The 23474-nt window shown below is 65.9% G+C and carries 18 protein-coding genes, 1 tRNA gene and 1 pseudogene; 10 read left to right on the top strand and 10 right to left on the bottom strand.

Going from position 1 to position 23474, the window contains the following annotated elements; all coding sequences use genetic code 11:
* Positions 1 to 29: 29 nt before the first annotated feature.
* Positions 30 to 1073 carry an amidohydrolase family protein gene (locus tag BG023_RS08950; protein ID WP_069310131.1) on the top strand — a complete coding sequence of 348 codons (1044 nt, stop codon included), beginning with the start codon at positions 30 to 32 and terminating at the stop codon, positions 1071 to 1073.
* An 87-nt stretch (positions 1074 to 1160) separates the two neighbouring features.
* The gene (locus BG023_RS08945) at positions 1161 to 2165 is read left to right on the top strand and encodes an NAD(P)H-dependent flavin oxidoreductase (RefSeq protein ID WP_069310130.1); all 1005 of its coding nucleotides are present in this window, start codon (positions 1161 to 1163) and stop codon (positions 2163 to 2165) included.
* A 3-nt stretch (positions 2166 to 2168) separates the two neighbouring features.
* On the opposite strand, the gene BG023_RS08940 is transcribed toward BG023_RS08945, so the two are convergent.
* From BG023_RS08940 to BG023_RS08930, 3 genes are all read right to left on the bottom strand, one after another.
* On the bottom strand, positions 2169 to 2651 hold the full coding sequence (locus BG023_RS08940; RefSeq protein WP_083234633.1) for an AHH domain-containing protein: 483 nt from the start codon (positions 2649 to 2651) through the stop codon (positions 2169 to 2171).
* Between the two features lie 36 nt (positions 2652 to 2687).
* Positions 2688 to 3428, bottom strand: a complete 741-nt coding sequence (locus BG023_RS08935) for a hypothetical protein (protein ID WP_069310129.1) — start codon at positions 3426 to 3428, stop codon at positions 2688 to 2690.
* A 158-nt stretch (positions 3429 to 3586) separates the two neighbouring features.
* Entirely contained in the window at positions 3587 to 4084 is a 498-nt protein-coding gene (locus BG023_RS08930; RefSeq protein ID WP_069310128.1) for a flavodoxin family protein, read from the bottom strand.
* A gap of 97 nt (positions 4085 to 4181) precedes the next feature.
* On the opposite strand from BG023_RS08930, the gene recJ reads away from it, so the two are divergent.
* The 8 genes from recJ (at position 4182) to phoB (ending at position 12703) form a co-directional block, all read left to right on the top strand.
* Positions 4182 to 5975 carry a single-stranded-DNA-specific exonuclease RecJ gene (gene recJ / locus BG023_RS08925; protein ID WP_069310127.1) on the top strand — a complete coding sequence of 598 codons (1794 nt, stop codon included), beginning with the start codon at positions 4182 to 4184 and terminating at the stop codon, positions 5973 to 5975.
* A 92-nt stretch (positions 5976 to 6067) separates the two neighbouring features.
* Positions 6068 to 6142: transfer RNA gene (locus BG023_RS08920), tRNA-Glu, on the top strand.
* Between the two features lie 54 nt (positions 6143 to 6196).
* Entirely contained in the window at positions 6197 to 7513 is a 1317-nt protein-coding gene (locus BG023_RS08915; RefSeq protein WP_069310126.1) for a sensor histidine kinase, read from the top strand.
* 121 nt (positions 7514 to 7634) lie between these two features.
* Positions 7635 to 9020, top strand: a complete 1386-nt coding sequence (pstC, locus tag BG023_RS08910) for a phosphate ABC transporter permease subunit PstC (RefSeq protein ID WP_069310125.1) — start codon at positions 7635 to 7637, stop codon at positions 9018 to 9020.
* Positions 9017 to 10288 (top strand): phosphate ABC transporter permease PstA, encoded by a 1272-nt coding sequence (gene pstA, locus BG023_RS08905; protein WP_069310124.1) that lies wholly within the window; start codon positions 9017 to 9019, stop codon positions 10286 to 10288. The genes pstC and pstA overlap by 4 nt, the downstream gene beginning before the upstream one ends.
* A gap of 17 nt (positions 10289 to 10305) precedes the next feature.
* Positions 10306 to 11073 carry a phosphate ABC transporter ATP-binding protein PstB gene (pstB, locus tag BG023_RS08900; RefSeq protein ID WP_069311237.1) on the top strand — a complete coding sequence of 256 codons (768 nt, stop codon included), beginning with the start codon at positions 10306 to 10308 and terminating at the stop codon, positions 11071 to 11073.
* Positions 11073 to 11741, top strand: a complete 669-nt coding sequence (phoU, locus tag BG023_RS08895) for a phosphate signaling complex protein PhoU (RefSeq protein ID WP_190315746.1) — start codon at positions 11073 to 11075, stop codon at positions 11739 to 11741. The genes pstB and phoU overlap by 1 nt, the downstream gene beginning before the upstream one ends.
* A gap of 272 nt (positions 11742 to 12013) precedes the next feature.
* Positions 12014 to 12703: a phosphate regulon transcriptional regulator PhoB gene (gene phoB / locus BG023_RS08890; RefSeq protein WP_069310122.1), complete on the top strand. Its 690-nt coding sequence runs from the start codon at positions 12014 to 12016 to the stop codon at positions 12701 to 12703.
* Here phoB and BG023_RS08885 read toward each other — a convergent pair.
* From BG023_RS08885 to BG023_RS08860, 7 genes and pseudogenes are all read right to left on the bottom strand, one after another.
* On the bottom strand, positions 12700 to 16134 hold the full coding sequence (locus BG023_RS08885) for an error-prone DNA polymerase (RefSeq protein WP_069311236.1): 3435 nt from the start codon (positions 16132 to 16134) through the stop codon (positions 12700 to 12702). The genes phoB and BG023_RS08885 overlap by 4 nt on opposite strands.
* 1 nt (position 16135) lies before the next feature.
* Positions 16136 to 17595, bottom strand: a pseudogene (locus BG023_RS14555) (UdgX family uracil-DNA binding protein).
* Between the two features lie 94 nt (positions 17596 to 17689).
* Positions 17690 to 18928 carry a putative DNA modification/repair radical SAM protein gene (locus BG023_RS08880; RefSeq protein ID WP_069311235.1) on the bottom strand — a complete coding sequence of 413 codons (1239 nt, stop codon included), beginning with the start codon at positions 18926 to 18928 and terminating at the stop codon, positions 17690 to 17692.
* A 110-nt stretch (positions 18929 to 19038) separates the two neighbouring features.
* A complete protein-coding gene (locus tag BG023_RS08875; RefSeq protein ID WP_233992969.1) occupies positions 19039 to 19338 on the bottom strand; it encodes a PilZ domain-containing protein in 300 nt (99 codons plus the stop codon).
* A gap of 56 nt (positions 19339 to 19394) precedes the next feature.
* Positions 19395 to 21029: a DNA polymerase Y family protein gene (locus tag BG023_RS08870; protein ID WP_233992968.1), complete on the bottom strand. Its 1635-nt coding sequence runs from the start codon at positions 21027 to 21029 to the stop codon at positions 19395 to 19397.
* Complete coding sequence (locus BG023_RS08865; RefSeq protein WP_233992967.1) at positions 20911 to 21681, bottom strand: recA-like protein; 771 nt, start codon at positions 21679 to 21681, stop codon at positions 20911 to 20913. Before BG023_RS08865 ends, BG023_RS08870 begins: the two co-directional genes overlap by 119 nt.
* Before the next feature lie 101 nt (positions 21682 to 21782).
* Entirely contained in the window at positions 21783 to 23360 is a 1578-nt protein-coding gene (locus BG023_RS08860; RefSeq protein ID WP_069310120.1) for an amino acid permease, read from the bottom strand.
* Positions 23361 to 23474 lie beyond the last annotated feature (114 nt).

Genomic DNA, 23474 nt, shown 5'->3' with positions numbered 1-23474 from the left:
TGCCTAGAACAAGGCCAAGGGAGAGCCGCATGACCGAAGCCATTATCGAACCCGATCTGCCGATCATCGATCCGCATCACCACCTGTGGGACCTGCGCCCCTTGATCCCGATGTTTCCCGAACCGCGGCACCGTTTCATCGAGGCGCTGGTTCCGGCGGCCTATTTCACCTTCGATCACCTGCACCAGGATGTGACCAGCGGGCATAACATCATCGCCACGGTCTTCATGGAGTGCGGCGCCTTCTACAATGGGGCCTATGGCGATGCGATGAAGCCGGTGGGCGAGGTGGAATATGTGAACGGCGTCGCGGCGCAATCGGCGAGCGGGCTTTACGGGCGCTTTCGTGCCTGTGCCGGGATCGTCGGCCATGCCAACCTGATGCTCGGCAGCGGCGCGGGCGCGGTGCTGGACCGCCTGCTCGCCGCAGCGCCGGATCGCTTCAAGGGGATCCGCCATCAGGGCGCGTGGGATGCTGATCCCGATGTGCTCGGCCCGCCGTTCCATGCCCCGCCCGGCCTCTACCGCGACACCACCTTCCGCGAAGGCTTTGCCGAACTCGGCAAGCGCGGGATGAGCTTCGATGCCTGGATTCTCGAACCGCAAATCGGCGACGTGATCGATCTGGCGCGGGCCTTCCCCGATACGCCGATCTGTCTCGATCACTGCGGCACCCCGCTCGGCAGCGCGAGCTATACCGGAAAGCTTGCAGAACGCTTCCCGATCTGGCGCGCGGCGATCCTCGAACTGGGCAAGTGCGAGAATGTGGTCGTCAAACTCGGCGGGCTGGCGATGCACAATTGCGCCATGCCGGAGGAAGGCCCTGCGGCGGGTGTCGGTTCGGAGGAACTCGCGCGGCTGTGGCGGCCCTATATCGAAACCTGCATCGAAGCCTTCGGGCCGAGCCGCGCGATGTTCGAGAGCAATTATCCGGTCGACCGCTGGGGCGCGACCTATCCGGTGCTGTGGAACGCCTTCAAGCGGATCACAGCAGGGGCCAGCGCGGACGAGAAAGCCGCGCTCTATGCCGGAACGGCGGCGCGCTTCTACCGGATCGAGCACCTGCTCGGCTGACGCTGCGGCACTCGCAAAATCACGCTTGGCACATCCGGAACCGGCGCTAGAGACGCGGGTTAAGAATACAGTTTTGAGGAGAAACCCATGCCGCTTCCCGCCCCGTTCGATCGTCTGCGCCTGCCACTGATCGGCTCGCCGCTGTTCATCGTCTCCGGCCCGGAGCTGGTGATCGCACAGTGCAAGGCGGGGATCATCGGCAGCTTCCCGGCATTGAACGCGCGTCCGCAGTCTCAGCTGGACGAGTGGCTCCACCAGATCACCGAGGAACTGGCCGCGCACAACCGCGCCCATCCCGATCGTCCGGCGGCGCCCTTTGCGGTCAACCAGATCGTCCACAAGACCAACGACCGCGTCGATGCCGACATGGCGACCTGCGAGAAGTGGCAGGTGCCGATGATCATCACCTCGCTGGGCGCACGCGAGGATATCTACACCGCCGTGCGCAACTGGGGCGGCGTGACTATGCACGACGTGATCAACAACCGCTTCGCCCATAAGGCGATCGAAAAGGGCGCGACGGGCCTGATCCCGGTCGCCGCTGGCGCGGGTGGCCATGCCGGCGCGCTCTCGCCCTTCGCGCTGATGCAGGAAATCCGCGAATGGTTCGACGGGCTTGTCGCGCTCTCGGGCTCGGTCGGGCACGGGGCGACGATCCTTGCAGCGCAGGCCCTGCGCGCAGACTTCGCCTATGCTGGCAGCGCCTTCATCGCGACCAAGGAAGCCAACGCCGCCGATGGTTACAAGCAGGGGATCGTCGAAGGATCGTCCGAAGGGATCGTCTACACCAACCTGTTCACCGGCGTGCACGGCAACTACCTGCGCTCCTCGATCGAAGCGGCGGGGATGGACCCGGACAATCTGCCCGAAAGCGATCCCAGCAAGATGAACTTCGGCAGCGGCGGCAACACCAAGGCCAAGGCGTGGAAGGATATCTGGGGTTCGGGCCAGGGTATCGGCACGATCAAGGAAGTCGGCACGGTTGAAGACCTCGTCGCCCGGTTCGAGCGCGAATATCACGAAGCCAAGGCGCGCCTTGCCGCCAATACCGGCTATTCCTCGTGGGCCGCACTTGCCGAAGCGGCGGAGTAAGCGTTACTCAGCCGCCCACAGGGCTTCGGCCATCGCGTCGAGCTCGGTGAAGTCGAAACCGTTGCCGAGCGGGTCGTTGCGATTGAGCAGCACCCGCCGGCGCTCGGCCAGCAATTGGCGCCGAAGCGCGCTCTGCAGCAGTTCGAGGCGCATCAGGGCTTCGGCCAGTGAATCCTCGGGCGCGCGGGCGCGAGCGACGGCCCAACTCTCCTCGATCCGGCCGACGCGGGCGATCACCACCTCGTTGTAGCGCCGGTGCGGTCCGCGATGGAGCGGCAGTCCGGTGCTGATCGTGGTCTGCTCGTTGGCGGGCAGCAGCAGCCCGTTCGCGCGAAAGTCATCGAAGCCCACCCGCCCGCGCCCGAGCGAATCGAACAAGGGGCCGAAGCAGTGGCGTGACAGTAGTTGGCGGGGGAGCAGGTGGTGCCGCTGCAATCCGGCCTGATAACCGGCAGTCCCCGGCTGGTTGACCGAGCCGAAAGCGATGACAGTCCGGCAATCCCTGCGGTCCCGCGATGCCGGCTAGTCCCGCCGCACCTGGATCGTCGAGCCATCGCCGGAGGGGCGCAGCATCAGGCGCGTGCCATCCGGCGCGACGATCCGTTCATCGCCCGACAGGCCGCCCGCCAGAACCAACTGGTTGACGAGCCTCACCCCGAGCCGGGTGGCCGCAACCCTGTCGGCGCACAGCGCGGGTTCGATTGCCAGCTCCTGTCCGATCCAGAAGTCGAGGCCGATGCTTCCCAGCGCGCCATCCGGCCCGGCGGCAAAGGCTGTCAGACCGAGCGCGGGGAACGGTCCGCCATCGATCCACGCGCTCACCACCGATTCGAAATAGCGTCGCCCGATCGCGCTGCGCGACGGCCCCCAGCACACGGCCGCAAGGTGGGGGAACTGGCGCACCAGCTCGCAGGCGAGCGCCAAGGTCCCGCGCACAACGGGCAGCGAGCGCCGGCCCGAAGCAAGGTGCGGGCCAGGCCCGACCGCAATCGCCTCAAATCCCGCGGCATCGGGCAGATCCGTCAGATCAAACCGGTGCTCGATGACCGGGAAGGTGGTGGGCGGCCCCGGGGAAAGCCCGCCGATATCGAAGGTCAGGCCTTCGCGCAGCACCTCGACCCATTGCGGCTGCGCGCCATCATGCACCGAGGGCTGCACTGCGCCTTCCGGCAACCCCTCATGACTAAGCATGACCGTGCGCTGGCGCATCGCAAACGCGGCAATCGCGTCACGATCTGGCCGCTTGCCCGAAGCAAACAGCACATGCAGCTCAGAGGCATCGGCGCGCTGAGTCAGTGAAATTGTCCAGGCCCCCCTCATATCGCGCCCGAATGCGCCAAACGCGCAGTCGGAACATTGGCGTGTTTGCAGCCTATCGTCGAGTCCCCAATGGGTTATCGCGTGGCGTTACGAAACAAACCCTAGAAAACCCCGAGCCGCAATCCTTCCGCCAGCCCTGCGCCCAGCGCTTCACACTGGGCCAGAATGTCCGGGGCAACCTGCTTGGGCGCAGCGATCGCCTCGGGGGTCTGGGCGCCGAAATTGGCGATCAGCGGCTCGGTCACACGGCGCAGGCGCCACCCGGTGACGATCCGGTCAATCTGGCGCTGGGCACCCTCCCCGTCCGAACCGGCGGCGATGAGCGTCGCATAGGGACGCCCTTCCACCTGACCGAGCACGGGGTAATAGGTGCGGTCGAACATCTCTTTCATCTGGCCGCTCATGCTGCCGAGGTTCTCGGGGCAGCAGAACAGATACCCGCCCGCGGCGAGCAGCATCTCGGGCACGACATCCTCTGCCGCGATCATCAGCACAGCGCTTCCCGCCCCCTGGGCTGCGGCGCGCGCCATCGCCTCGCTCGCGCCGGTTCGGCTGTGCCAGATGATCAACAGGAGCGGGGCAGACGGTGCGGACGACATGGCGCGACGCTTCCGCCCGCGCCTGTCGATTGTCAATCGCGCCCGCCTGTCCGTGCACCGCGCTTTGCGCTAGAACCCCGCCATGCCCTCCCCCGCAATGACCCCGCTGACATTTGCGCCCGTGCTTGGTGTCACCACCTCGCTGTCGGGCAAGGCGTGGCGCTGGCGTGGCGGCAATATGGAGCTGGGCGAGGAACAGGCGGGTGATCCGCGCGGGCTTGACCGAACGATCCTCGATCAACTGCTGCTGACCCGCGGCGTGGCCGAGGACGATCTCGAACGCCACGCCCGTCCCACCCTGCGCGCCTTCCTGCCCGATCCGTCGGTGTTCCGTGACATGGATGCCGCCGCCGAACGCCTCGCGGACAGCGTAACGAACGGCGAGCGGGTGACAGTCTACGGCGACTATGACGTCGACGGCGCGACCAGTGCCGCGCTGCTGGTGGAGCTGCTGCGCCAGCTCGGCAATGATGCGGGCTATTACATCCCCGACCGCCTGCTCGAAGGCTATGGCCCGAGCGGCGAGGCGCTGGTGAAGCTGGCGGAGAGCGGATCGCAGCTGATCGTCACCGTCGATTGCGGCGCGATGGCGCACGAGGCGCTGGGCATGGCGCGCGACGTTGGCGTCGATGTGATCGTGGTCGATCACCACAAATGCTCGCCCGAACTTCCCCCGGCCCGCGCACTGGTCAATCCCAACCGCCTCGATGAAAGCGATCTGGGTGCCGCGCATGGACACCTTGCGGCGGTGGGCGTCGCCTTCCTACTCGGCATCGCGCTGGTGCGGACATTGCGGGCAAGAGGCTGGTTTGCGGGTCGGCCCGAGCCCGATCTGATGGGGCTGCTCGATCTTGTCGCGCTCGGCACCGTGGCCGATGTCGCCGCGCTGCACGGATTGAACCGCGCTTTCGTGGCGCAGGGGCTCAAGATCCTCGCCCGGCGTGAGCGAATCGGCATGGCCGCGCTGATGGATGCCTCGCGGCTCAACCGCGCCCCGCAGGCGAGCGATCTCGGCTTTGCGCTCGGGCCCCGCATCAATGCGGGCGGGCGGATCGGCGAATCGACGCTCGGCGTACGCCTGCTCACCACCACCGACCCTGAAGAAGCGCGCGCGATTGCCGCGCAGCTTTCGCAGCTGAACGAGGAACGCCGCGCCATCGAAGCCGCCGTGCAGGAAGCCGCCGAGGCGCAGCTTGCCGGGCAGCACAACATGGCCGTGCAGGTGCTTTCGGGCCACGGATGGCACCCAGGCGTGATCGGGATCGTCGCGGGCCGGATCAAGGAGAAGACCGGCAAGCCCGCAGTGGTGATCGCCCTCGACGAAGCGCAGGGCAAGGGCTCCGGCCGCTCGATCAGCGGGGTCGATCTCGGCGCGGCCATCATCGCCGCGCGCGAAGCCGGACTGCTGGTGGCAGGCGGCGGACACGCGATGGCGGCGGGTCTGACGATCGAACCGGCGCGGCTGGCCGACTTCGCCGGCTTCCTTGATGAACGCCTCGCCCGCGATGTTGACCGCGCGCGCGCCGGGGCGGCGATGCTGCTCGATCTCGCGCTGGCACCTGGCGGGCTGACCCCCGATCTGGTCGAAACACTGGAGGCCGCTGGGCCTTACGGGGTCGGCTGGCCCGCCCCGCGCGTCGCCGTCGGCCCGGTGCGGATCATCAAGGCCGATATCGTCGGCAAGGATCACCTGCGGCTGATCGCCAGCGGCAATGACGGAAAGAGCTTCAAGGCGATCGCCTTCCGCGCCGCCGAGAGCGAGATGGCGCAGACCCTGCTCCATCGCAGCAACGGCCGCCGCTTCCACCTCGCCGGGCGGGTCAAGCTCGACGATTGGGGCAGCCGTCCTGCCGCCGAATTGCAGCTTGAGGATGCCGCTTTCGCCGATTGACGCGGGGGCAGGCGATTTTTGCCGCAGCCCGCGCAAACGGGGCTTGACCGATGCGATTCACGCCCCTAGTTGCGCGCTCTCGCAATCGCGACGGCCCCTTCGTCTAGCGGTTAGGACGCGGCCCTTTCACGGCTGAAACACGGGTTCGATTCCCGTAGGGGTCACCACTTCACGGTGGCGAACGAAAAAGGCGGCAGGCTTCGGCCTTGCCGCCTTTTTTCTTGGCTGAAACCCGTGAAGCAGCCGCTCGGCCCGCTTCCCACCCTGCCGAACAGGCTGTAAAGGCCTCGCCCATGGGCAACGGCCAGAACATCCCGATCGCCGGCATCTCGCTTGCGGTGGTGACCTTTTTGGCGATGCTCGCGCTGGGCGTTGATGCTGTCATCGCGCTTGCCGTGGTGGTGGTGTGGATCGGCTCGCTGCTGGTCGCCTCGGGTCGGCCGCCCGAACCGCCCAAGTCCCGTATCAAGCCGCCGGTTTCGCTCGATTCGATTCGTGATCTGGTCGAAAATTCGACCATGCCGCTGCTGATTACAGAGCGCGGCGCCATCGCGATTGCCAATGCCGCCGCGCGGCGGATGCTGGGGCCGCACGTTGTCGGCCAGGATGCGCGTGTCGCGCTGCGCCAGCCCGAGGCGATTGCCCTGCTCAACGACGACGGCCAGACCGAGGCGATCGTGCGCGGCCTCGTGCGGCGCGGCGATATCTGGCAGATCAACCGCCAGATGATCGACGAGCGGCTGGCGATGCTCGAATTCATCAATCAGACCGCCGAGGCCGATATCAGCCGCGCGCATACCGATTTCGTCGCCAATGCCAGCCACGAACTGCGCACCCCGCTGGCGGCGATCCTCGGCTATGTCGAAACGCTCAACGAAGGCGACGGCACGCTCGACACGCCGACTGCGCGCAAGTTCCTCGGCATCATCGAACGCGAGGCGCAGCGGCTGCACGCGCTGGTGAGCGACCTGATGAGCCTGTCGCGGGTCGAGGCGGAAAAGCACGATCTGCCAACCGAAGTGATCGATCTGGGCAATCTGGTCGAGCGTGCTGCGCGCGATGCGGCGGGGCCGGAGCGGACCGAACGGCTCGATCTCCAGCTCGCCGAGCGCCCCCATGTGACGGGCGATGCCCAGCAGCTCGAACAGGTGGTGCGCAACCTGGTCGATAACGCGCTCAAATATGGCGCTGCCGATACGCCGGTCACGGTGACGCTTGATCTGGCGCAGGCTGATATGGCGCGGATTGCCGTGTCCGATCAGGGCGAAGGCATCGCGCAGGAGCACCTTCCGCACCTCACCCGGCGCTTCTACCGCACCGATCCCGGCCGCAGCCGTGCCTCTGGCGGCACCGGCCTCGGCCTCGCAATCGTCAAGCATATCGTGGAACGCCATCGCGGACGGCTCGACATTGCCAGCGAGTTGGGCAAAGGCACGCGCGTGACGGTGCGGATTCCGCTTGCGGAACGCGAGAGCGAGGTCAAAAGCGCCGCCGGGCAGATCGACGGGGAAACTGGCCGCAAGCAGGAAACACAATAGCTGTCACAATAGTGTCTTATTTCTTCAACATGCGCCCTGCATGGCATAGGGGCCGGGGCGCAGGGGCTGATCCAGGTCATCCGGGGCTAAACACTCCCTGCAGGAACAACAGGTCTACGTCATGTCGCCGATCACGCTGATTTTGATTGCGATGGGTCTCGGCCTTGCGGGCTGGCTCGCCGGTCGCGCCAAAGCCTGGAGCTTCCAGTCGACCGCGGATGCCCCGCGCCCGGTTGCGCGCCCGGTCTATCATGCCTGGTATGTCGCGCTGTGGGCGGTGATCCCCGTTCTTGCCTTCGTGCTGCTGTGGACGGTGATCGCGCCGCAACTGGTGATGCAATCGGTGCTGTCCTCGCCTGCCGCTGCCAACCTGCCCGCCTTCGGGTTCGAGCGCGATGCCTTCCTCAATGAAGCGCGCGCGGTGGCGCTCGGACAGGCGACGGGCGTGTTCAACAGCGATGCCGAGGGGCTGGTCGGCCCGTTCCGGGACGCCATCACCCGCTACAATATCATCGGCATCGCAGTGACGGTTCTGGTCGCGCTGGTTGGCGGCGGTCTCGCTTTCCTGCGCCTGCGTCCCGATTTCCACGCCCGCACCCGAGTCGAACGCACGGTGATGACGATCCTGCTCGCCGCCTCGATGGTGGCGATCCTGACGACGCTGGGCATCTTCGTGAGCCTGGTGTTCGAAACCGTCCGCTTCTTCGGCATCGTCTCGCCGGTCGATTTCCTGTTCGGCACGGTCTGGGGGCCGGACACGATGGTCAGCCCCGAGGCGACCGACCCGTCGCGCTACGGCGCGGTGCCGCTGTTCTGGGGCACGCTGTTCATCGGTGCGATCATCGCGATGATTGTCGCGATTCCGCTCGGCCTGATGAGCGCGATCTACCTCACCCAATATGCCGATCCGCGCGTGCGCACCTGGATCAAGCCGCTGCTCGAAATCCTCGCGGGCGTGCCGACCGTGGTCTACGGCTATTTCGCCGCGCTGACCCTGGCCCCGATGATACGTGATGCGGCCGTCGCGGTGGGCATCACCAGCGCCACCACCGAAAGCGCGCTCGCTGCGGGCGTGGTGATGGGCGTGATGATCATCCCCTTCGTCTCCTCGATGGCCGACGATTCCATGGCCGCCGTTCCCGGCGCAATGCGTGACGGCAGCCTGGCGATGGGCGCGACCAAGTCCGAAACCATCCGCCGCGTGCTGTTCCCCGCCGCCCTGCCCGGCATTGTCGCAGGGATCATGCTCGCGGTCAGCCGTGCGATCGGCGAGACCATGATCGTGGTGATGGCCGCCTCGCCCGCCGCCAATCTCACGATCAATCCGCTTGAGCCGATGTCGACCGTCACGGTGCAGATCGTCAAGCTGCTGACCGGCGAGCAGAGCACCGATCACCCCGCCACGCTGAGCGCCTTCGCGCTCGGCTTCGTGCTGTTCATGGTGACGCTGGCGCTGAACTTCATCGCCCTGCGCGTCGTCAAGCGTTTCCGCGAGGCCTACGAATGAGCGCCGCAACCCCTCCCGCCGCGCAGCAGGTGCGCCCGACCCGCACGCCCGAATTCGAGGCGCGGCTCGCCAAGCGTTACCGCGGCGAGCGCAATTTCCGCCTGCTGGGCCTCAGTGCCGTCGCCTTCTCCGTGGCGGTGCTCGTCTTCTTGCTCGGCAATATGCTGATCAACGGCATCGGCGGCTTCCAGCGCGCCGAGCTGGCGGTGACCATCGATTTCCGCGAGAGCGGGCTCAGCGGCGATGCTGTCTCGCTCACCGCTCCGGGTGCGGCGCAGAAACTCGAAATGCAGGGCCTGCCCGAAATTGTCGCCTTCGCGGCCGAACAGCAGTTGGGCGCCGAAGCCGCCGCGCAGGTATCGGACGAAGGCTGGCGCGATGTTGCTGCCGCCCTCGCCAGCGATCCCGCGCTGATTTCGCACAGCGCAACCTTCGATCTGCCTGCCTCATCCGATCTGGCCGCTGCGCTCGAGGGCGTAGACGATCCGGCGCTGATCGCGCTCGCCAACCGGCTTTCGAGCGAGGGCAAGCTCAATCGCAACTGGGACTGGGGCTTCCTTACCCGATCAGATGCCACCAACCCGCAGGCCGTGGGCATCTGGGGGGCGCTCAAGGGCTCGATGCTGACCATGCTGGTCACGCTGGTTCTGGCCTTCCCCATCGGCGTGCTCTCGGCGCTTTACCTTGAGGAATATGCCCCGCGGAACCGCTGGACCGATCTGATCGAGGTTTCGATCAGCAATTTGGCCGCGGTGCCTTCGATCATCTTCGGTCTGCTAGGCCTTGCGGTGTTCCTCGCGATCTTCCCCGACCTGCGATCCGCTCCGCTGATCGGGGGCATGACGCTCGCTCTGATGACCATGCCGGTGATCGTGATTTCGGGCCGCAATGCGATCAAGGCGGTGCCGCCTTCGATCCGCGACGGGGCGCTCGCCATCGGTGCCTCGCCGGTGCAGGTGGTGTTCCACCACGTGCTGCCGCTCGCCATGCCGGGGATGCTGACCGGCACGATCATCGGGATGGCGCGCGCGCTGGGTGAAACCGCGCCGCTGCTGCTGATCGGGATGCGCGCCTTCGTCGCCACCCCGCCCGACGGCTTTACTTCGCCGGCCACCGTGCTCCCGATGCAGATTTTCCTGTGGTCGGACGAAATCGATCGCGGCTTTGTGGAACGCACCAGCGCGGCTATTATCGTGCTGCTGGTGTTCCTGCTCGCCATGAACGGCCTTGCCATCTACCTCCGCAACAAGTTCGAGAAACGCTGGTGACTGTCATCCATCCCAATATGCAGGACGAAACCGCGAAGATTCGCGCGCGCGACGTCTCGGTCTTCTACGGCGACAAGAAGGCGATCGACGATGTGTCGATCGACATCTCGCCCAATTACGTTACGGCCTTCATCGGCCCTTCGGGCTGCGGCAAGTCGACCTTCCTGCGCTGCTTCAACCGCATGAACGACACGATCGGCACCGCCAAGGTGACCGGCCTGATCGAGCTTGATGGCGAAGACATCCATTCCGACCGGATGGACGTCGTGCAGCTGCGCGCGCGCGTGGGCATGGTGTTCCAGAAGCCCAATCCCTTCCCCAAGTCGATCTACGAAAACATCGCCTATGGCCCGCGCATTCACGGTTTTGCCGAGAAAAAGGCCGATCTCGATGTGATCGTCGAACGCTCGCTGACCCGCGCGGGGCTGTGGGACGAGGTCAAGGACCGGCTCGAGGATTCGGGCACGGCGCTTTCGGGCGGCCAGCAGCAACGCTTGTGCATTGCCCGCGCCATCGCGGTTGACCCTGAGGTGATCCTCATGGATGAACCGGCAAGCGCGCTCGATCCGATCGCGACCGCCAAGATCGAGGAGTTGATCGATGAGCTTTCGGGGCGTTACGCCATCGTGATCGTCACCCACTCGATGCAGCAGGCCGCCCGCGTCAGCCAGCGCACCGCCTTTTTCCACCTCGGCAAGATGGTGGAATATGGCCCGACGTCCGAGATCTTCACCAATCCGATCGAGGAACGCACCAAGGATTACATCACCGGAAGGTACGGCTGATGGCTGAACATACCGTCAAGGCATTCGATGAGGACATCACCCGGCTGCGCGGCCTGATCGCAGAGATGGGCGGCCTCGCAGAAGTCGCGATTTCGGAATCGCTCGATGCACTGGTGCGCGGCGACGAAGCTCTGGCCGAGCAGGTGGTCGCGCGGGACAAACGCATCGATGCGCTGGAGACAGAGGTCGACAAGCTCGCTGTGCGGATCATCGCGTTGCGTGCGCCGATGGCGGACGATCTTCGCGAAGTGATCGCCGCGCTGAAGATCGCCGGCGTGCTCGAGCGGATCGGCGATTATTCGAAGAACATCGCCAAACGGGTCGGGATGATCGAAGGCCGTGCGCGCTTCGAACCGCTGACACTGCTGCCGACGATGGGCGAGTTGGCGGGCGAGATGGTTCACGACGTGCTCACCGCCTACGCCGCACGCGACCCTGATCTGGCGCGCGAAGTGATTGCCACCGACGCCAAGGTCGATGGCTTCTACAACAGCATCTTCCGCAATCTCGTCAGCTACATGGTTGAAAATCCTTCGACCATTTCGAGCGCGGCGCAGCTGCTGTTCGTGGCCCGCAACATCGAACGCATCGGCGACCATGCTACCAACGTAGCGGAAATGGTGCACTTCGCTGCGACCGGCGTTTATCCGCCGGAAGGTGATCGCTGAAGCATCGCGCGGAAAAGTGGGAACCGGTTTTCCGCCTGAAGCGATGCGGACACAAAAAATCGGGAGCGACCGGGTCGCCCGGTCGCGCCAGACCCCTGTTAGACCCCGTCTAGACCCCGGTTAGCCTCCATTTGCGGCCATGTTCCACGTGGAACATGGCCGCTTTGCCATCGCGTGCTTGAAATCGGGGCGGGTTTCATCAAACTGTCGTGTAAGTGACACATAGCCGGGGTCAGTGCCCGCACCGGCGGGCTTGAGGAGGCATCTTTCGCATGTCCGCTGCCAAACTGCTGCTGGTTGAAGACGACCCCGCACTGTCCGAACTGCTCGAATATCGCTTTCAGAACGAAGGCTATTCCGTCCGCTGCACCGGCGACGGCGACGAAGCGCTGATCCTCGCCAGCGAGGAAGTGCCTGATCTCATCATCCTCGACTGGATGATCGAAGGCACGAGCGGGATCGAAGTCTGCCGCCGCCTGCGCCGTGACAAGGAAACGGCGCACGTCCCCATCATCATGCTCACCGCCCGCGAAGCCGAGGACGACCGCGTGCGCGGGCTCGAAACCGGGGCGGATGATTACCTCACAAAACCCTTTTCTCCCCGCGAGTTACTCGCCCGCGTGGCGGCCGTGATGCGCCGTATCCGACCGGTTCTGGCGGGCGAGACGATCGAGGTCGGCGATCTCAAGCTCGATCCGGTCGCACACAAGGTCCAGCGCCGCGGCCGCGCGCTGCAACTGGGGCCGACCGAGTACAGGCTGCTGAAATTCTTCATGGAAAGCCCGGGCCGCGTGTTCAGCCGCGGCCAGTTGCTCGACGGAGTGTGGGGCACCAGTTCGGACATCGAATTGCGCACTGTCGATGTGCACATCCGCCGCCTGCGCAAAGCCATCGAGGTGGAAGGCGCGAAAGATCCGATCCGCACCGTGCGCTCGGCCGGCTACGCGCTCGAACCGGCCTAATGAAAGTCGCGTGATTTCGGGATCACCCTGACATCGCGCGGATGCCCGCCCGGTCCGCGTTCGGGCATCGGGCGGTTGACCTCGTCGGCGCGCGCGAGCGGAGCATCCAGCAGATCGTCCGACAGCGCGTGCAGCCGGTGGGTGGCATCGGTCATGTGGGCGGCGATCACGTGGATCACCTCGTCGTCATACTCGACACGCCCGCGCACCTCCATCAACCGCGCACCCATCACCACCTTGCGCTGCTTCTCCTTCAAATCGGGCCAGACCACGAGATTGATGACACCGCTCTCGTCCTCGAGCGTGATGAAGGTCACGCCCTTGGCAGAACCCGGCCGCTGGCGGATCAGCACCACGCCTGCGACCTGCACCATCGCGCGGAACTTGCGCGCGCGCAGATCGCTCGCCCGGACAAAGCCGCGCGCGGCCAGATCGGCGCGCAGGAAGGCCATGGGATGCGCCTTCAGGCTGAGACGGGTGGTCTGGTAATCGGCTACCACTTCCTCGGACAGCGGCATGGCGGGCAGATGCAGGTGAGCGCGCTCTGCCCCCTCCTCGCGCACCCCGGCGGCGCGGAACAGCGGGAGATCGGGCGCGGCGACAAGGCTCCGCGCATCCCACAGCGCCTGCCGCCGCGCGAGGCCGAGCGAAGTGAAAGCATCCGCGCTGGCGAGCCGCTCGATATGCGAGGGTGAAAGCCCTCCCCGCACCCGCAAATCCGCTACATCACGGTAAGCACCGCCTCCTTCCCGCGCGCTCACCAGCGCGGCGGCGACGTGTTCGGGCAGGCCGTCGATCTGTCTGAGGCCAAGGCGCAGGGCGCGCCCCTCGCCCTCCAGCGTGCAATCCCAAGCCGAGTGATTCACATCGACCGGCAGCACCGCCACCCCGTGCTCCCTCGCATCGCGCACGATCTGCGCGGGGGCATAAAACCCCATCGGCTGCGAATTGAGCAGCGCGCAGGCGAAGGCCGCCGGGTAGTGGCACTTGAGCCAGCTCGACACGTAGACCAGTTGCGCAAAACTCGCCGCATGGCTCTCGGGGAAGCCATATTCGCCGAAGCCCCTGATCTGGTTGAAGCAGCGCTGCGCGAAGTCGCGATCATAACCGCGCGCGACCATGCGTTCGACCATCATGTCCTGCAGTTCATCGACCATTCCGCGGCTGCGGAAGGTCGCCATCGCCTTCCTCAAGCGGTTGGCCTCCAGACTTGAGAACTTCGCCGCATCGAGCGCGATCTTCATTGCCTGCTCCTGAAAGATCGGCACGCCCAGCGTGCGCCCGAGGATGCTGGTGAGCTCGTCAGGCGGGCCGTGTTCGGGCGCTGGTGCAGGGATCTGCACAGGCTCGGCACCCCGGCGGCGCTTGAGATAGGGATGCACCATGTCGCCCTGGATTGGCCCGGGGCGCACGATCGCGACCTGAATGACGAGATCGTAGAACTCCCTCGGGCGCAGGCGCGGCAACATGTTCATCTGCGCCCGGCTTTCGACCTGAAACACGCCGAGCGAATCCCCCTTGCGCAGCATCGCATAGGTCTCCGGGTCCTCGCGCGGGACTGTCGCGAGGGTAAGCGGGCGGCCATGATGCGCGGTCAGCAGGTCGAGGCATTTGCGGATGCAGGTCAGCATCCCCAGCGCCAGCACATCGACCTTGAGGATGCCCAGCGCGTCGATATCGTCCTTGTCCCACTCGATGAAGGAGCGCTCGGGCATCGCGCCGTTGCCGATTGGCACGGTCTCGCTGAGCGCGCCTTCGGTGAGGATGAAACCGCCGACGTGCTGGCCGAGATGGCGGGGCATCCCGATCATCTGCTCGGTCAGCTTGAGCACCCGCTTAAGGTGCGGATCGGTGATATCGAGCCCGGTTTCCGCTGCGTGCTTTTCGGAAATCTCGCGCCCCCACCCACCCCACACGGTACGGGCCAGCGCGCCGGTCACATCCTCCGACAGGCCCATCGCCTTGCCCACCTCGCGGATCGCCATGCGTGGGCGGTAGTGGATCACCGTGGCGCACAGCCCGGCGCGGTGGCGGCCATATTTGCGATAGATGTACTGGATCACCTCCTCGCGCCGCTCATGCTCGAAATCGACGTCGATATCGGGCGGTTCTTTCCGCTCTTCCGAGATGAAGCGGTCGAACAGGAGCTGGTGCTTGGCCGGATCGACGCTGGTGATGCCGAGGACGTAGCAGACCGCGGAATTGGCGGCTGACCCGCGCCCTTGGCACAGGATCGGCGGATCGCACCCCCGTGCGAAATCGACGATGTCCTTGATGGTGAGAAAATAGCGCGCAAGATCGAGCTTCGCGATCAGCGCCAGCTCGCGCTCCAGCGTCGCGCGCACGGTTTCCGGCAGGCTGTCCGGATAGCGCCGCGCCGCTCCAGCCCAGACCTCGCTTTCGAGATGCGCCTGCGGGGTCTGGCCGTCGGGGTAGATCTCCTCGGGATATTCGTAACGCAATTCGTCGAGACTGAACTGGCACTTGTCCGCCACTGCACGGGCTGCGGCAATCGCGTGCGGCCAGCGCGCGAACAGGCGCTGCATCGCTTCGGGGCTCTTGAGGTGCCGCTCGGCATTGGGATGGAGCAGGTGGCCGGCCTTGGCGACGGTAGTCTTGTGCCGGATCGCGGTCATCACGTCCTGCAACGCGCGGCGTTCGGGCGCGTGGTAATGGACATCATTGGTGGCGAGCAGGCCGAGGCCGTGGGTGCTGGCGAGCGCATCCAACCGCTCGATCCGCGCGATATCGTCGCCGCGGTAGAGGTAGCTGGCCGCGATATGGCCGAGGCTCGGCAGCTGGCTCACGAGGTGGGGCACAAGATCGGGGAAGGACAGCTCTCTCACCTCATCCCGGCGCAGGTCGGGATCGCTGTCGTCAGGCGGCCCCGTATCAAGTCCGGGACGACGGAAGGGAATGACGTTGCTCTCGACCGCAATCGTGAAGCGCGCTTCCAGATCATCGGGCGGGAGCAGGATCAGCTGCACCCCTTCGGAATGCTCCGCGAGCATCGCCAGCGTAATCTGGCACACCCCCTTGTCCTGCCATTCGCCATCGGGGGTCTGCATCCGTCCTGCGCTGATCAGGCGAGTGAGACGGCCATAGGCAGCGCGGTCTTCAGGATAGGCGAGGAAGGCCAGCCCCTCGACCGTCTCGATCCGGCAACCGATCACCGGTCGCAGCTTGAGCGTCTTCGTCTCGGTGTGGATGCGCACCACCCCGGCCATCGAATTGACATCGGCAATCCCGATCGCGTCATAGCCCGCCGCGTGGGCGGCAAGCACCAGATCGACCGCGTCCGACGCACCGCGCAGGAAGCTGAAGCAGCTCACCAGCCCCAGCTCGACGAATGCGCTGCGCGGTGGGGGCGCTACGCCATCGGGATCGATATCGAGCGTGCGCTTGTCATGGGTGAGCGGGGCGTCGGGCATCTCACCCTGCCACCGCCGCGAGCCGCGCGCGCACCATCGCCAGATCGCCTGCGAACAGCGCCGCCTGCGCCGCGCGCGCATCGCCGTCGAGCCGCAGCAGATAGGACGGGTGGACGGTGACCCACAGCTCCGTGCCATCCTCGAGCAGGATCGCCCGCCCCCGCTCGCGCGCCACGCTGACCGTGCGGCCGAGCAGCCCGCGCGCCGCACTCGCCCCAGCGCCAGCACGATGCGCGGGCGGATGATCGCGCGCTCGGCTTCGAGCCACCAGCGGCAGGTGTCGATCTCCTTTGCGGTGGGGGACTGGTGCAGGCGGTGCTTGCCCTTCCACGCGAACTTGAAGTGCTTGACCGCGTTGGTGACGTAAGCCTGCACGCGGTCGATCCCGGCGCGGGCGAGGTGATCGTCGAGCAATTGCCCCGCCGGCCCCACGAAGGGGCGACCCGCGATATCCTCCTGATCGCCGGGCTGTTCGCCGACGATCATCAGCGCGGCTTGCGGCGGCCCCTCCCCCGCCACGGCGCGGGTGCCGCAATCGGCAATCGGACAATCGCGGCAGGCGGCAATCCCCTGCGCGACCTCGGCCAGCGACGCAGGTCGCGCCCGCTCGGCCCGCGCGCCCGCCGCAACCATCGCCGCCTCGCGCGCCTGTGCGCCTGCGATCAGCTGCGGGATCAGCTCGGCCTCGGGCAGGTTCTTCCAGTATTTCTTCGGCATTTCCGACAGCATTGCACCGACCTTCAGGCGCGCGGGGTTGAAGATCGACGCGTAGTAGGAACGCCACAGCGCCTCGACCGGATCGCCGCTAGGGGCATCCTCCCGGCGCGCGGGCGGGCCTTCGCGCATCACCTCGCCATCCCAATGGATGCTCCCGCGCGGGGTGAGGATCGACCAGCGCATGTTGGCGAAGCGGCGCATGAAGAACCCGGCCTCGGCGCGCAGGATGTGGTGATCGGGCTCGAACCAGGCGACGAAGTGGGGGCGGTCGTCCGGGTGTCCTTCTTCTGGCTCGACTTCGCGGAAGCGGACGAAGGCGTGCATCTTGTGCGCATCGCGTCGCACCGACTTGGCGAGTTCCTCAAGGCGGCGCACCTCCGGATCGGCCTTGTCCTCCATCAGGCGCGGATGGCGCTGGAGCCGCCACAGCACGCGGTAGAGCAAGCCGAAGCGTGCCGCATCGGAATGCAGCGCGGCGCTGCAGGCAAGCGTCAGAAACCGCTGGCTGGCACGCACCGGAGGGGCGTCGACGGGCGGCGCAGGCAGACGCTTCTCGCTACGGGCCGGGCCTTCGGCGGCGAAGAGGTCACCCGTCCCGCCCGGTTCGATCCACGAAATCCGGTCGGGTGGCACATCGCACTGGATGAGCCCCCGCGCCCGATCGCGCCAGAAGGCGAAATCATCGGGCGCAGGCAGATGCACGGCATAGTGGGAGCCGAGCGAGACGTGCTGCATCGCGGTCATGCCCACCTCCGTTCGCCTCGAGCGAAGTCGAGAGGCAGTCGCGCGGAGTGTCTCGACTTCGCTCGACACGAACGGATGAAAGCCAACTCCAGCATCAGAACAGTTCCAGCTGCTGCACCTTCGGCGCGATCAGGTGGCGCAGGTTGGCGCGGTCGGTCAGCAAGGTCGGGCGCCAGTCGGTGGTGCAGATGAAGGGACGCACCTTGGTAATCGAGGCTGTCAGCCGCGCGACATCATCAAGCCGCAGCGTGCGGTGCCGCCGCGCGGCAAGGATGCGCGCTACCGCCGTCGTCCCCAGTCCCGGCACGCGGAGCAGCATCTCCCTGGGCGCGCGGTTCACATCGACCGGGAAGCTTGCGCGAAACTTCAGCGCCCAGGCGAGCTTGGGATCGATATCGAGCGGCAGGTTGCCGTCCGCCTCTGCCGCGTCGGCCACCTCCTGCGGCGCGAAACCATAGAAGCGCATCAGCCAGTCCGACTGGTAGAGCCGGTGTTCGCGCATCAGCGGCGGGCGCTTCAACGGCAGCACGGCGCTCGCATCGGGGATCGGCGAGAAGGCGCTGTAATAGACCCGCCTCAGACCGAAGGTGCCATAGAGCCGGCTCGCCTTGCCGATGATGGCGCTATCCGAGGCATCATCCGCTCCGACGATCATCTGGGTCGACTGGCCCGCAGGCGCAAAGCGCGGTGCGTGGCGGAAACGCTTCCTTTCATCTTTCGCCTCGATGATGCGCGTCTTAGTGCGCGCAAGCGCGCCTTCGATCTGGCCTGCGTTCTTGTCGGGCGCGAGCCGCGTCAGGCCTGCATCGGTGGGCAGCTCGACATTGATCGACACGCGGTCGGCATAGCGCCCGGCCTGATGGATGATCTCGGTATCAGCCTCGGGAATGGTCTTGAGGTGGATGTAGCCGCGAAAGTCATGTTCCTCGCGCAATATCCGCGCGACCTCGACCAGTTGCTCCATCGTGTGATTGGCGCTCCTCACGATGCCGGATGAGAGGAACAGGCCTTCGATGTAATTGCGGCGATAGAAATTGAGCGTGAGGTCGACCACCTCCTGCGGCGTGAACCGTGCGCGGGCGACGTTCGAGCTCTTGCGGTTGATGCAGTAGTGGCAATCGAAGATGCAGTGATTGGTCAGCAGGATCTTGAGCAGCGAGATGCAGCGCCCGTCTGGCGCATAGGCGTGGCAGATGCCCATCCCCTCGGTCGAACCCACGCCTTTCCCGCCCAGCGAGTTCTTCTTGGCCGTGCCGGACGAGGCGCACGAAGCATCATACTTCGCCGCATCTGCGAGGATTTCGAGCTTCTGGCGGAGAGTTTGCTGGACCATCGGAACCTTCAGGAACACCTTCTGTGTTCCTTATATGTTCCGTTTCCTCCTCTGCAAAATGCAAAGCTTGCAAGAGGGTCAGTCTCGGAGAGAGGATCGGGTCTGGAGGGTCAGGCGCTGCGCTGCGCGCACAGGTGATCGATCACCGCGGGGTGCATGGTGCCTTCGAAGGCGACACCGGCATACTGCCCGTCAACCCAGGCAATGCTGCCAAGCGGAGTATTGACCTCGCCCACCTTCATCGTCACGCGATCCCCGACATTGGCAAACCCGGCCTTGCCGCGGATTTTGCAGCCGCCTTCGGACAGATCGACCAGATCGACGAACACCGCGCGCGCGCGCACGCGGCTCTTGATCATGAGGCTAAGGTCACGGCGTTCGGACGAACGCGGAATCGAGTGCATGTTCATGCGGTCTAACTCGCACAAATCCGTAAAGAAAAGCTAAGCAGCCAGGTAAAGACGCGTTAGGCATAAAGCCCGTGCAGGAACCAGTCGGGTACGCCGCCGCGCCCGTCGCCGGCGATTCCCTGCCGGTAAATCCAATAGCGCCGCCCCGCCGCATCCTCGATCCGGTAATAATCGCGCAGCCGCGCGGTGGAGCGTTCGCGCCACCATTCGGGCGCGATCCGCTCCGGCCCCTCGACCCGCACCACCTCGCGCACCTCGCCGCGCCAGCGAAAACGCTGCGGATAGCCATCGGGCGAGGCATAGAGCACCGCGATTGGCTCCGCCCGATCGAGCAATTTCAGCGGACGAGAGTGAAACGCGAGCATGCCCTGAACCACCGGCACAGGCTCAAGCGGCGGCTGCCAGGCCTGCGCGCGTTCGGGGATATGGCTGGCGCGGGCGACCGGACGAGTCACGGCTCCGGGGCCAAGGCGCACGCTCAGCCGATCGATACAGGCCGCCAGCGCGGTGCCGTGCTGCTCAGCGGCGGCGTCGAGATCGGTCTGCGCAAAGGCGAGCGGCTCGCACCAGCTCGCGCGCAGCTGCACCATCTCGATCCCGAACCCCGCTGCGACATCGTCAAGCCGTGCGGCGAACAGGCGGGTGATGTGCGATGCCTCGCGGGTGGCGGCGGCGAGTTCAATGCGACGCCACAGAACCTCGCCATCAACCCGCCACAACGCCAGCTCGAGCCGCCGCGCGCCCTCCCCCCGTGCTGCCAGCACGCGGACCATGTCCTCGGCCAGATCGGTCACCACCCTATCGAGCGGAGCACGGTGGCGCAGTGGTTCGAGCAGGCGGCGCTGCACCAGCGGCATCGGCCGTTCGATGACCGGCAGCAGCGGCTCGGGCATCCGGCCGAGCAACTGATCCAGACGCAGCAGCGGATTGGCCGATGGCGCGCGGTGGTTGCGGAAGCGGCGGCGCAACGCGTCGCGGGCGGCGGCTTCCTGTGCGGGGTCCTCCGCTCCCGCCCCGCTGACACCGGCAAGCTGCCCGAGCCGCTTGATCCCGAGCCGCCGCAACACCGTCAGCACATCGGCATCAAGCCGAAGCGCAGCAACCGGCAGATCGCCCATCAGGCGCAGCGGATCATCATCGGGCGCAAGGATCGCCGCGGGCGGTCCGTAATGCGCCAGCGCCCAAGCAGCCCCCGCCGTGGGCGCCAGTGCGGCACGTGCCGCGAGCCCCTGTGCGGCAAAGGCGGAGGCAACATCGGCGAGCAGCCGCGCCTCGTCACCGAACAGGTGGGCGACGCCGGTCACATCAACCAGCACGCCATCGGGCGGATCCATCGCGCTCCACGGCCCCCAGCGCTGCGCCCACAGGGCGAGCTTCTCGATCGCCGCCAGATCGCCCGCCGGATCACCCGGGACCGTGACAAGTTCAGGGCACAGCGCGCGCGCATCGGCCAGCAGCATTCCGGCACGTGCGCCGGCCGCCAGCCCGGCATCATTGGCAGCGGCGATCCGCGGCCCATGCGCGGTTTCGAGGATCAGCGCAGTGGGGGCGGCATCGGCAGCCGCGCGGCCCTCAGGCGCGAGCGCGCGCCGCCAGCGATCGACCGAAAGTCGGGCGAGCCAGATGGACAAAATCCGGCGCGGCACAATCGGCTTCATGATCGCGGCGGATGCACAGGGTTCCGGTGTCATCGCTCAGCATCCATGCGCCCGGCGCGTGAGCACGGGCGCGGAACAGTTCGGCGCGCCAGGTGGCGGGGCCGGGGGAGGAAGGGTGCCAGCGCGGCGCTGGCGACGGCGCGGCGCGGGCCCGCCAACGCATCCGCGCCGAGGAAAGATCGGGCTCGGCATCCAGTCGCACCAACCACAGCCGCAGGCCGTGGCGCTCCGCCGTGAGGCTGAGGCGGCGCGAGGCGGTGAAAGTCAGTGCGCGAGGATTACCTGCAATCTCGCCGATCACACAGGCAAGATCGCGGCATTTCAGGCCTTCTTCCAGCGCGAAGAGCGCGTCTTCAGGGGTGCTCGCTGCGACATGGATCAGCCGGTGGCGCAGGTCAGACGGCAGGCCCGCGACACAGGGCCGCCCGCCAAGCTGCATCGCCTTCCTGTCCTGCACCCACAGTACATGGCGGGCATCCTCGCCCTGCCGAGCAGCAGCAAGCGCATCGCGCGCCAAGGCCAGCGCCAGCCCCGCCCCGCTCGCTTCGGTTGCGGGAGCGAAGATTTCCGAATGGAACGGATGCGCGGCAAGCCCCGGCCGCCAGCGCGCTTCGGGAAGCGCAGCCGACAAGACCCGCGCGGGCGAGGCTTTGGAGAGCGTGAAGGGCATGGGCGAACGACTCATTTGTTCGCATTATGTTCCAACATCGATCCAAGCGCAATGCAAAGGGCGCGGGAAGCGATATCCGCTCCCCGCGCCCTTCAAAAGCCTTCCCGAAGATCAGGTCAGTCGTCGACGACCGGCCCTGGGAACTCGCCCATATCGGGCGCGTCATCCTGCGGATCGCCGTGCTGCAGATTGGAGTTGCGGATGCCGTAGACGAAATACAGCACCACACCGCCAACCATGTAATACACGAAGAACATCAGCACGTTCGGCGGCACCGTGTAGATCAGGTAGGCGCATGACAGAATGCCCAGCACCGGCACCACCGGGTAGAGCGGCACCTTGAACCCACGCGGCAACTCCGGCGCGACGCGGCGGAGATAGATCACCGAAAGGCACACGATCGCAAAGGCAGCAAGCGTACCGACAGAGGTCATGTCACCCAACACATTGATGTCGAAGAAGCCCGCCGCAATCGCCGTAACCAGGCCGACCACGACAGTGTTCACCGCAGGGGTGTGGAAGCGCTTGTTGACGCGGCTGAACACCTTGGGCAGCAGGCCGTCGCGCGCCATCGTGTAGAAAATGCGGGTCTGGGCATACATCAGCACCAGCACGACCGAGGTCAGGCCGATGATCGCACCGATCTTGATGACCTTTGCGAGCCAGCCCCAGGTCGGGCCGAAATTGTCGACCACCACCGCGACCGGATCGGGCACGTTGAGCGTCCCATAAGGCACCAACAACGTCATGATCGCGGCGACCAGCATGTAGATCACCGTGCACACAACCAGCGAACCGATGATGCCGAAGGGCATGTCCTTGGCCGGATCCTTGGCTTCCTGCCCTGCGGTCGAGACTGCCTCGAAGCCGATATAGGCGAAGAACACGATCGAGGCGGCGCGCATGATCCCGTCAACACCGAAAGCGCCCTCGCCATTATTGGCAGCAGGATCATACTCAGGAATGAAGGGAACCCAGTTGGTGGACATCAACTCGGGAAGCTTGCTGAGCACAATCCCCCCGCCGACCAGAATGAACGCGGCCAGCACGCTCACCTTGATGGCGACGATGACGTTATTGACCTTGGCGCTTTCCGAAACGCCCACCACCAGCAGCCCGGCAAGCGCCATGCAGATAAGGAAGGCGGGCAGGTTGAAGAGCGTCGTCACGGTCTGGCCATCGACCAGAACGGGAACACCGTCGCGCATCAGGGTGTAGCCGGCAGGGCCTGTAAATTGTGGCGGAATCTGCAAACCGAAGTCGGCGAGCAGGCTGACCACATAGCCGCCCCAGCCTACCGCCACCACAGATGCGGCCAGACCGTATTCGAGCAGCAGCAAGGCGCCCATGATCCACGCAACGAATTCACCCAGCGTGGTGTAGCCATAGGTGTAGGCCGAGCCTGAAACCGGCAGAGTGGAGGACAGCTCGGCGTAGCACAGGCCGGCAAAGGCGCAGACGATCCCGGCGACGACGAAGCTCAGCAGCACAGCCGGCCCCGCATGGAGCGCTGCAGCGCTGCCGGTGCGGACGAAGATCCCCGCCCCGATGATGCAGCCCACACCGAGCAGCAGCAGGTTCCACTTGCCAAGCGAGCGCTTGAGCTCGCTTGCCTGAGTTTCACGTTGGACTTGGGCAATCGATTTGCGCGCGAACATACGCTGGAGAACGGAACGGTTCGGTTGGCTCGCCATTAGCAGTTCCCCCTGCACGCCTGCGCGGCGCGCGGCTTGATCCTGTCAAGAAACATCTGGATAGGTCTCCCACTGATCGCGGGCAGATCCCCCGCGCGATCGTCAGGGGTGCAA

It is taken from the genome of Porphyrobacter sp. LM 6, from assembly GCF_001720465.1.
GTDB lineage: Bacteria > Pseudomonadota > Alphaproteobacteria > Sphingomonadales > Sphingomonadaceae > Erythrobacter.
The sequence above is the reverse complement of the archived record's forward strand: the minus strand, read 5'-3'. Positions and strand labels throughout refer to the sequence as shown.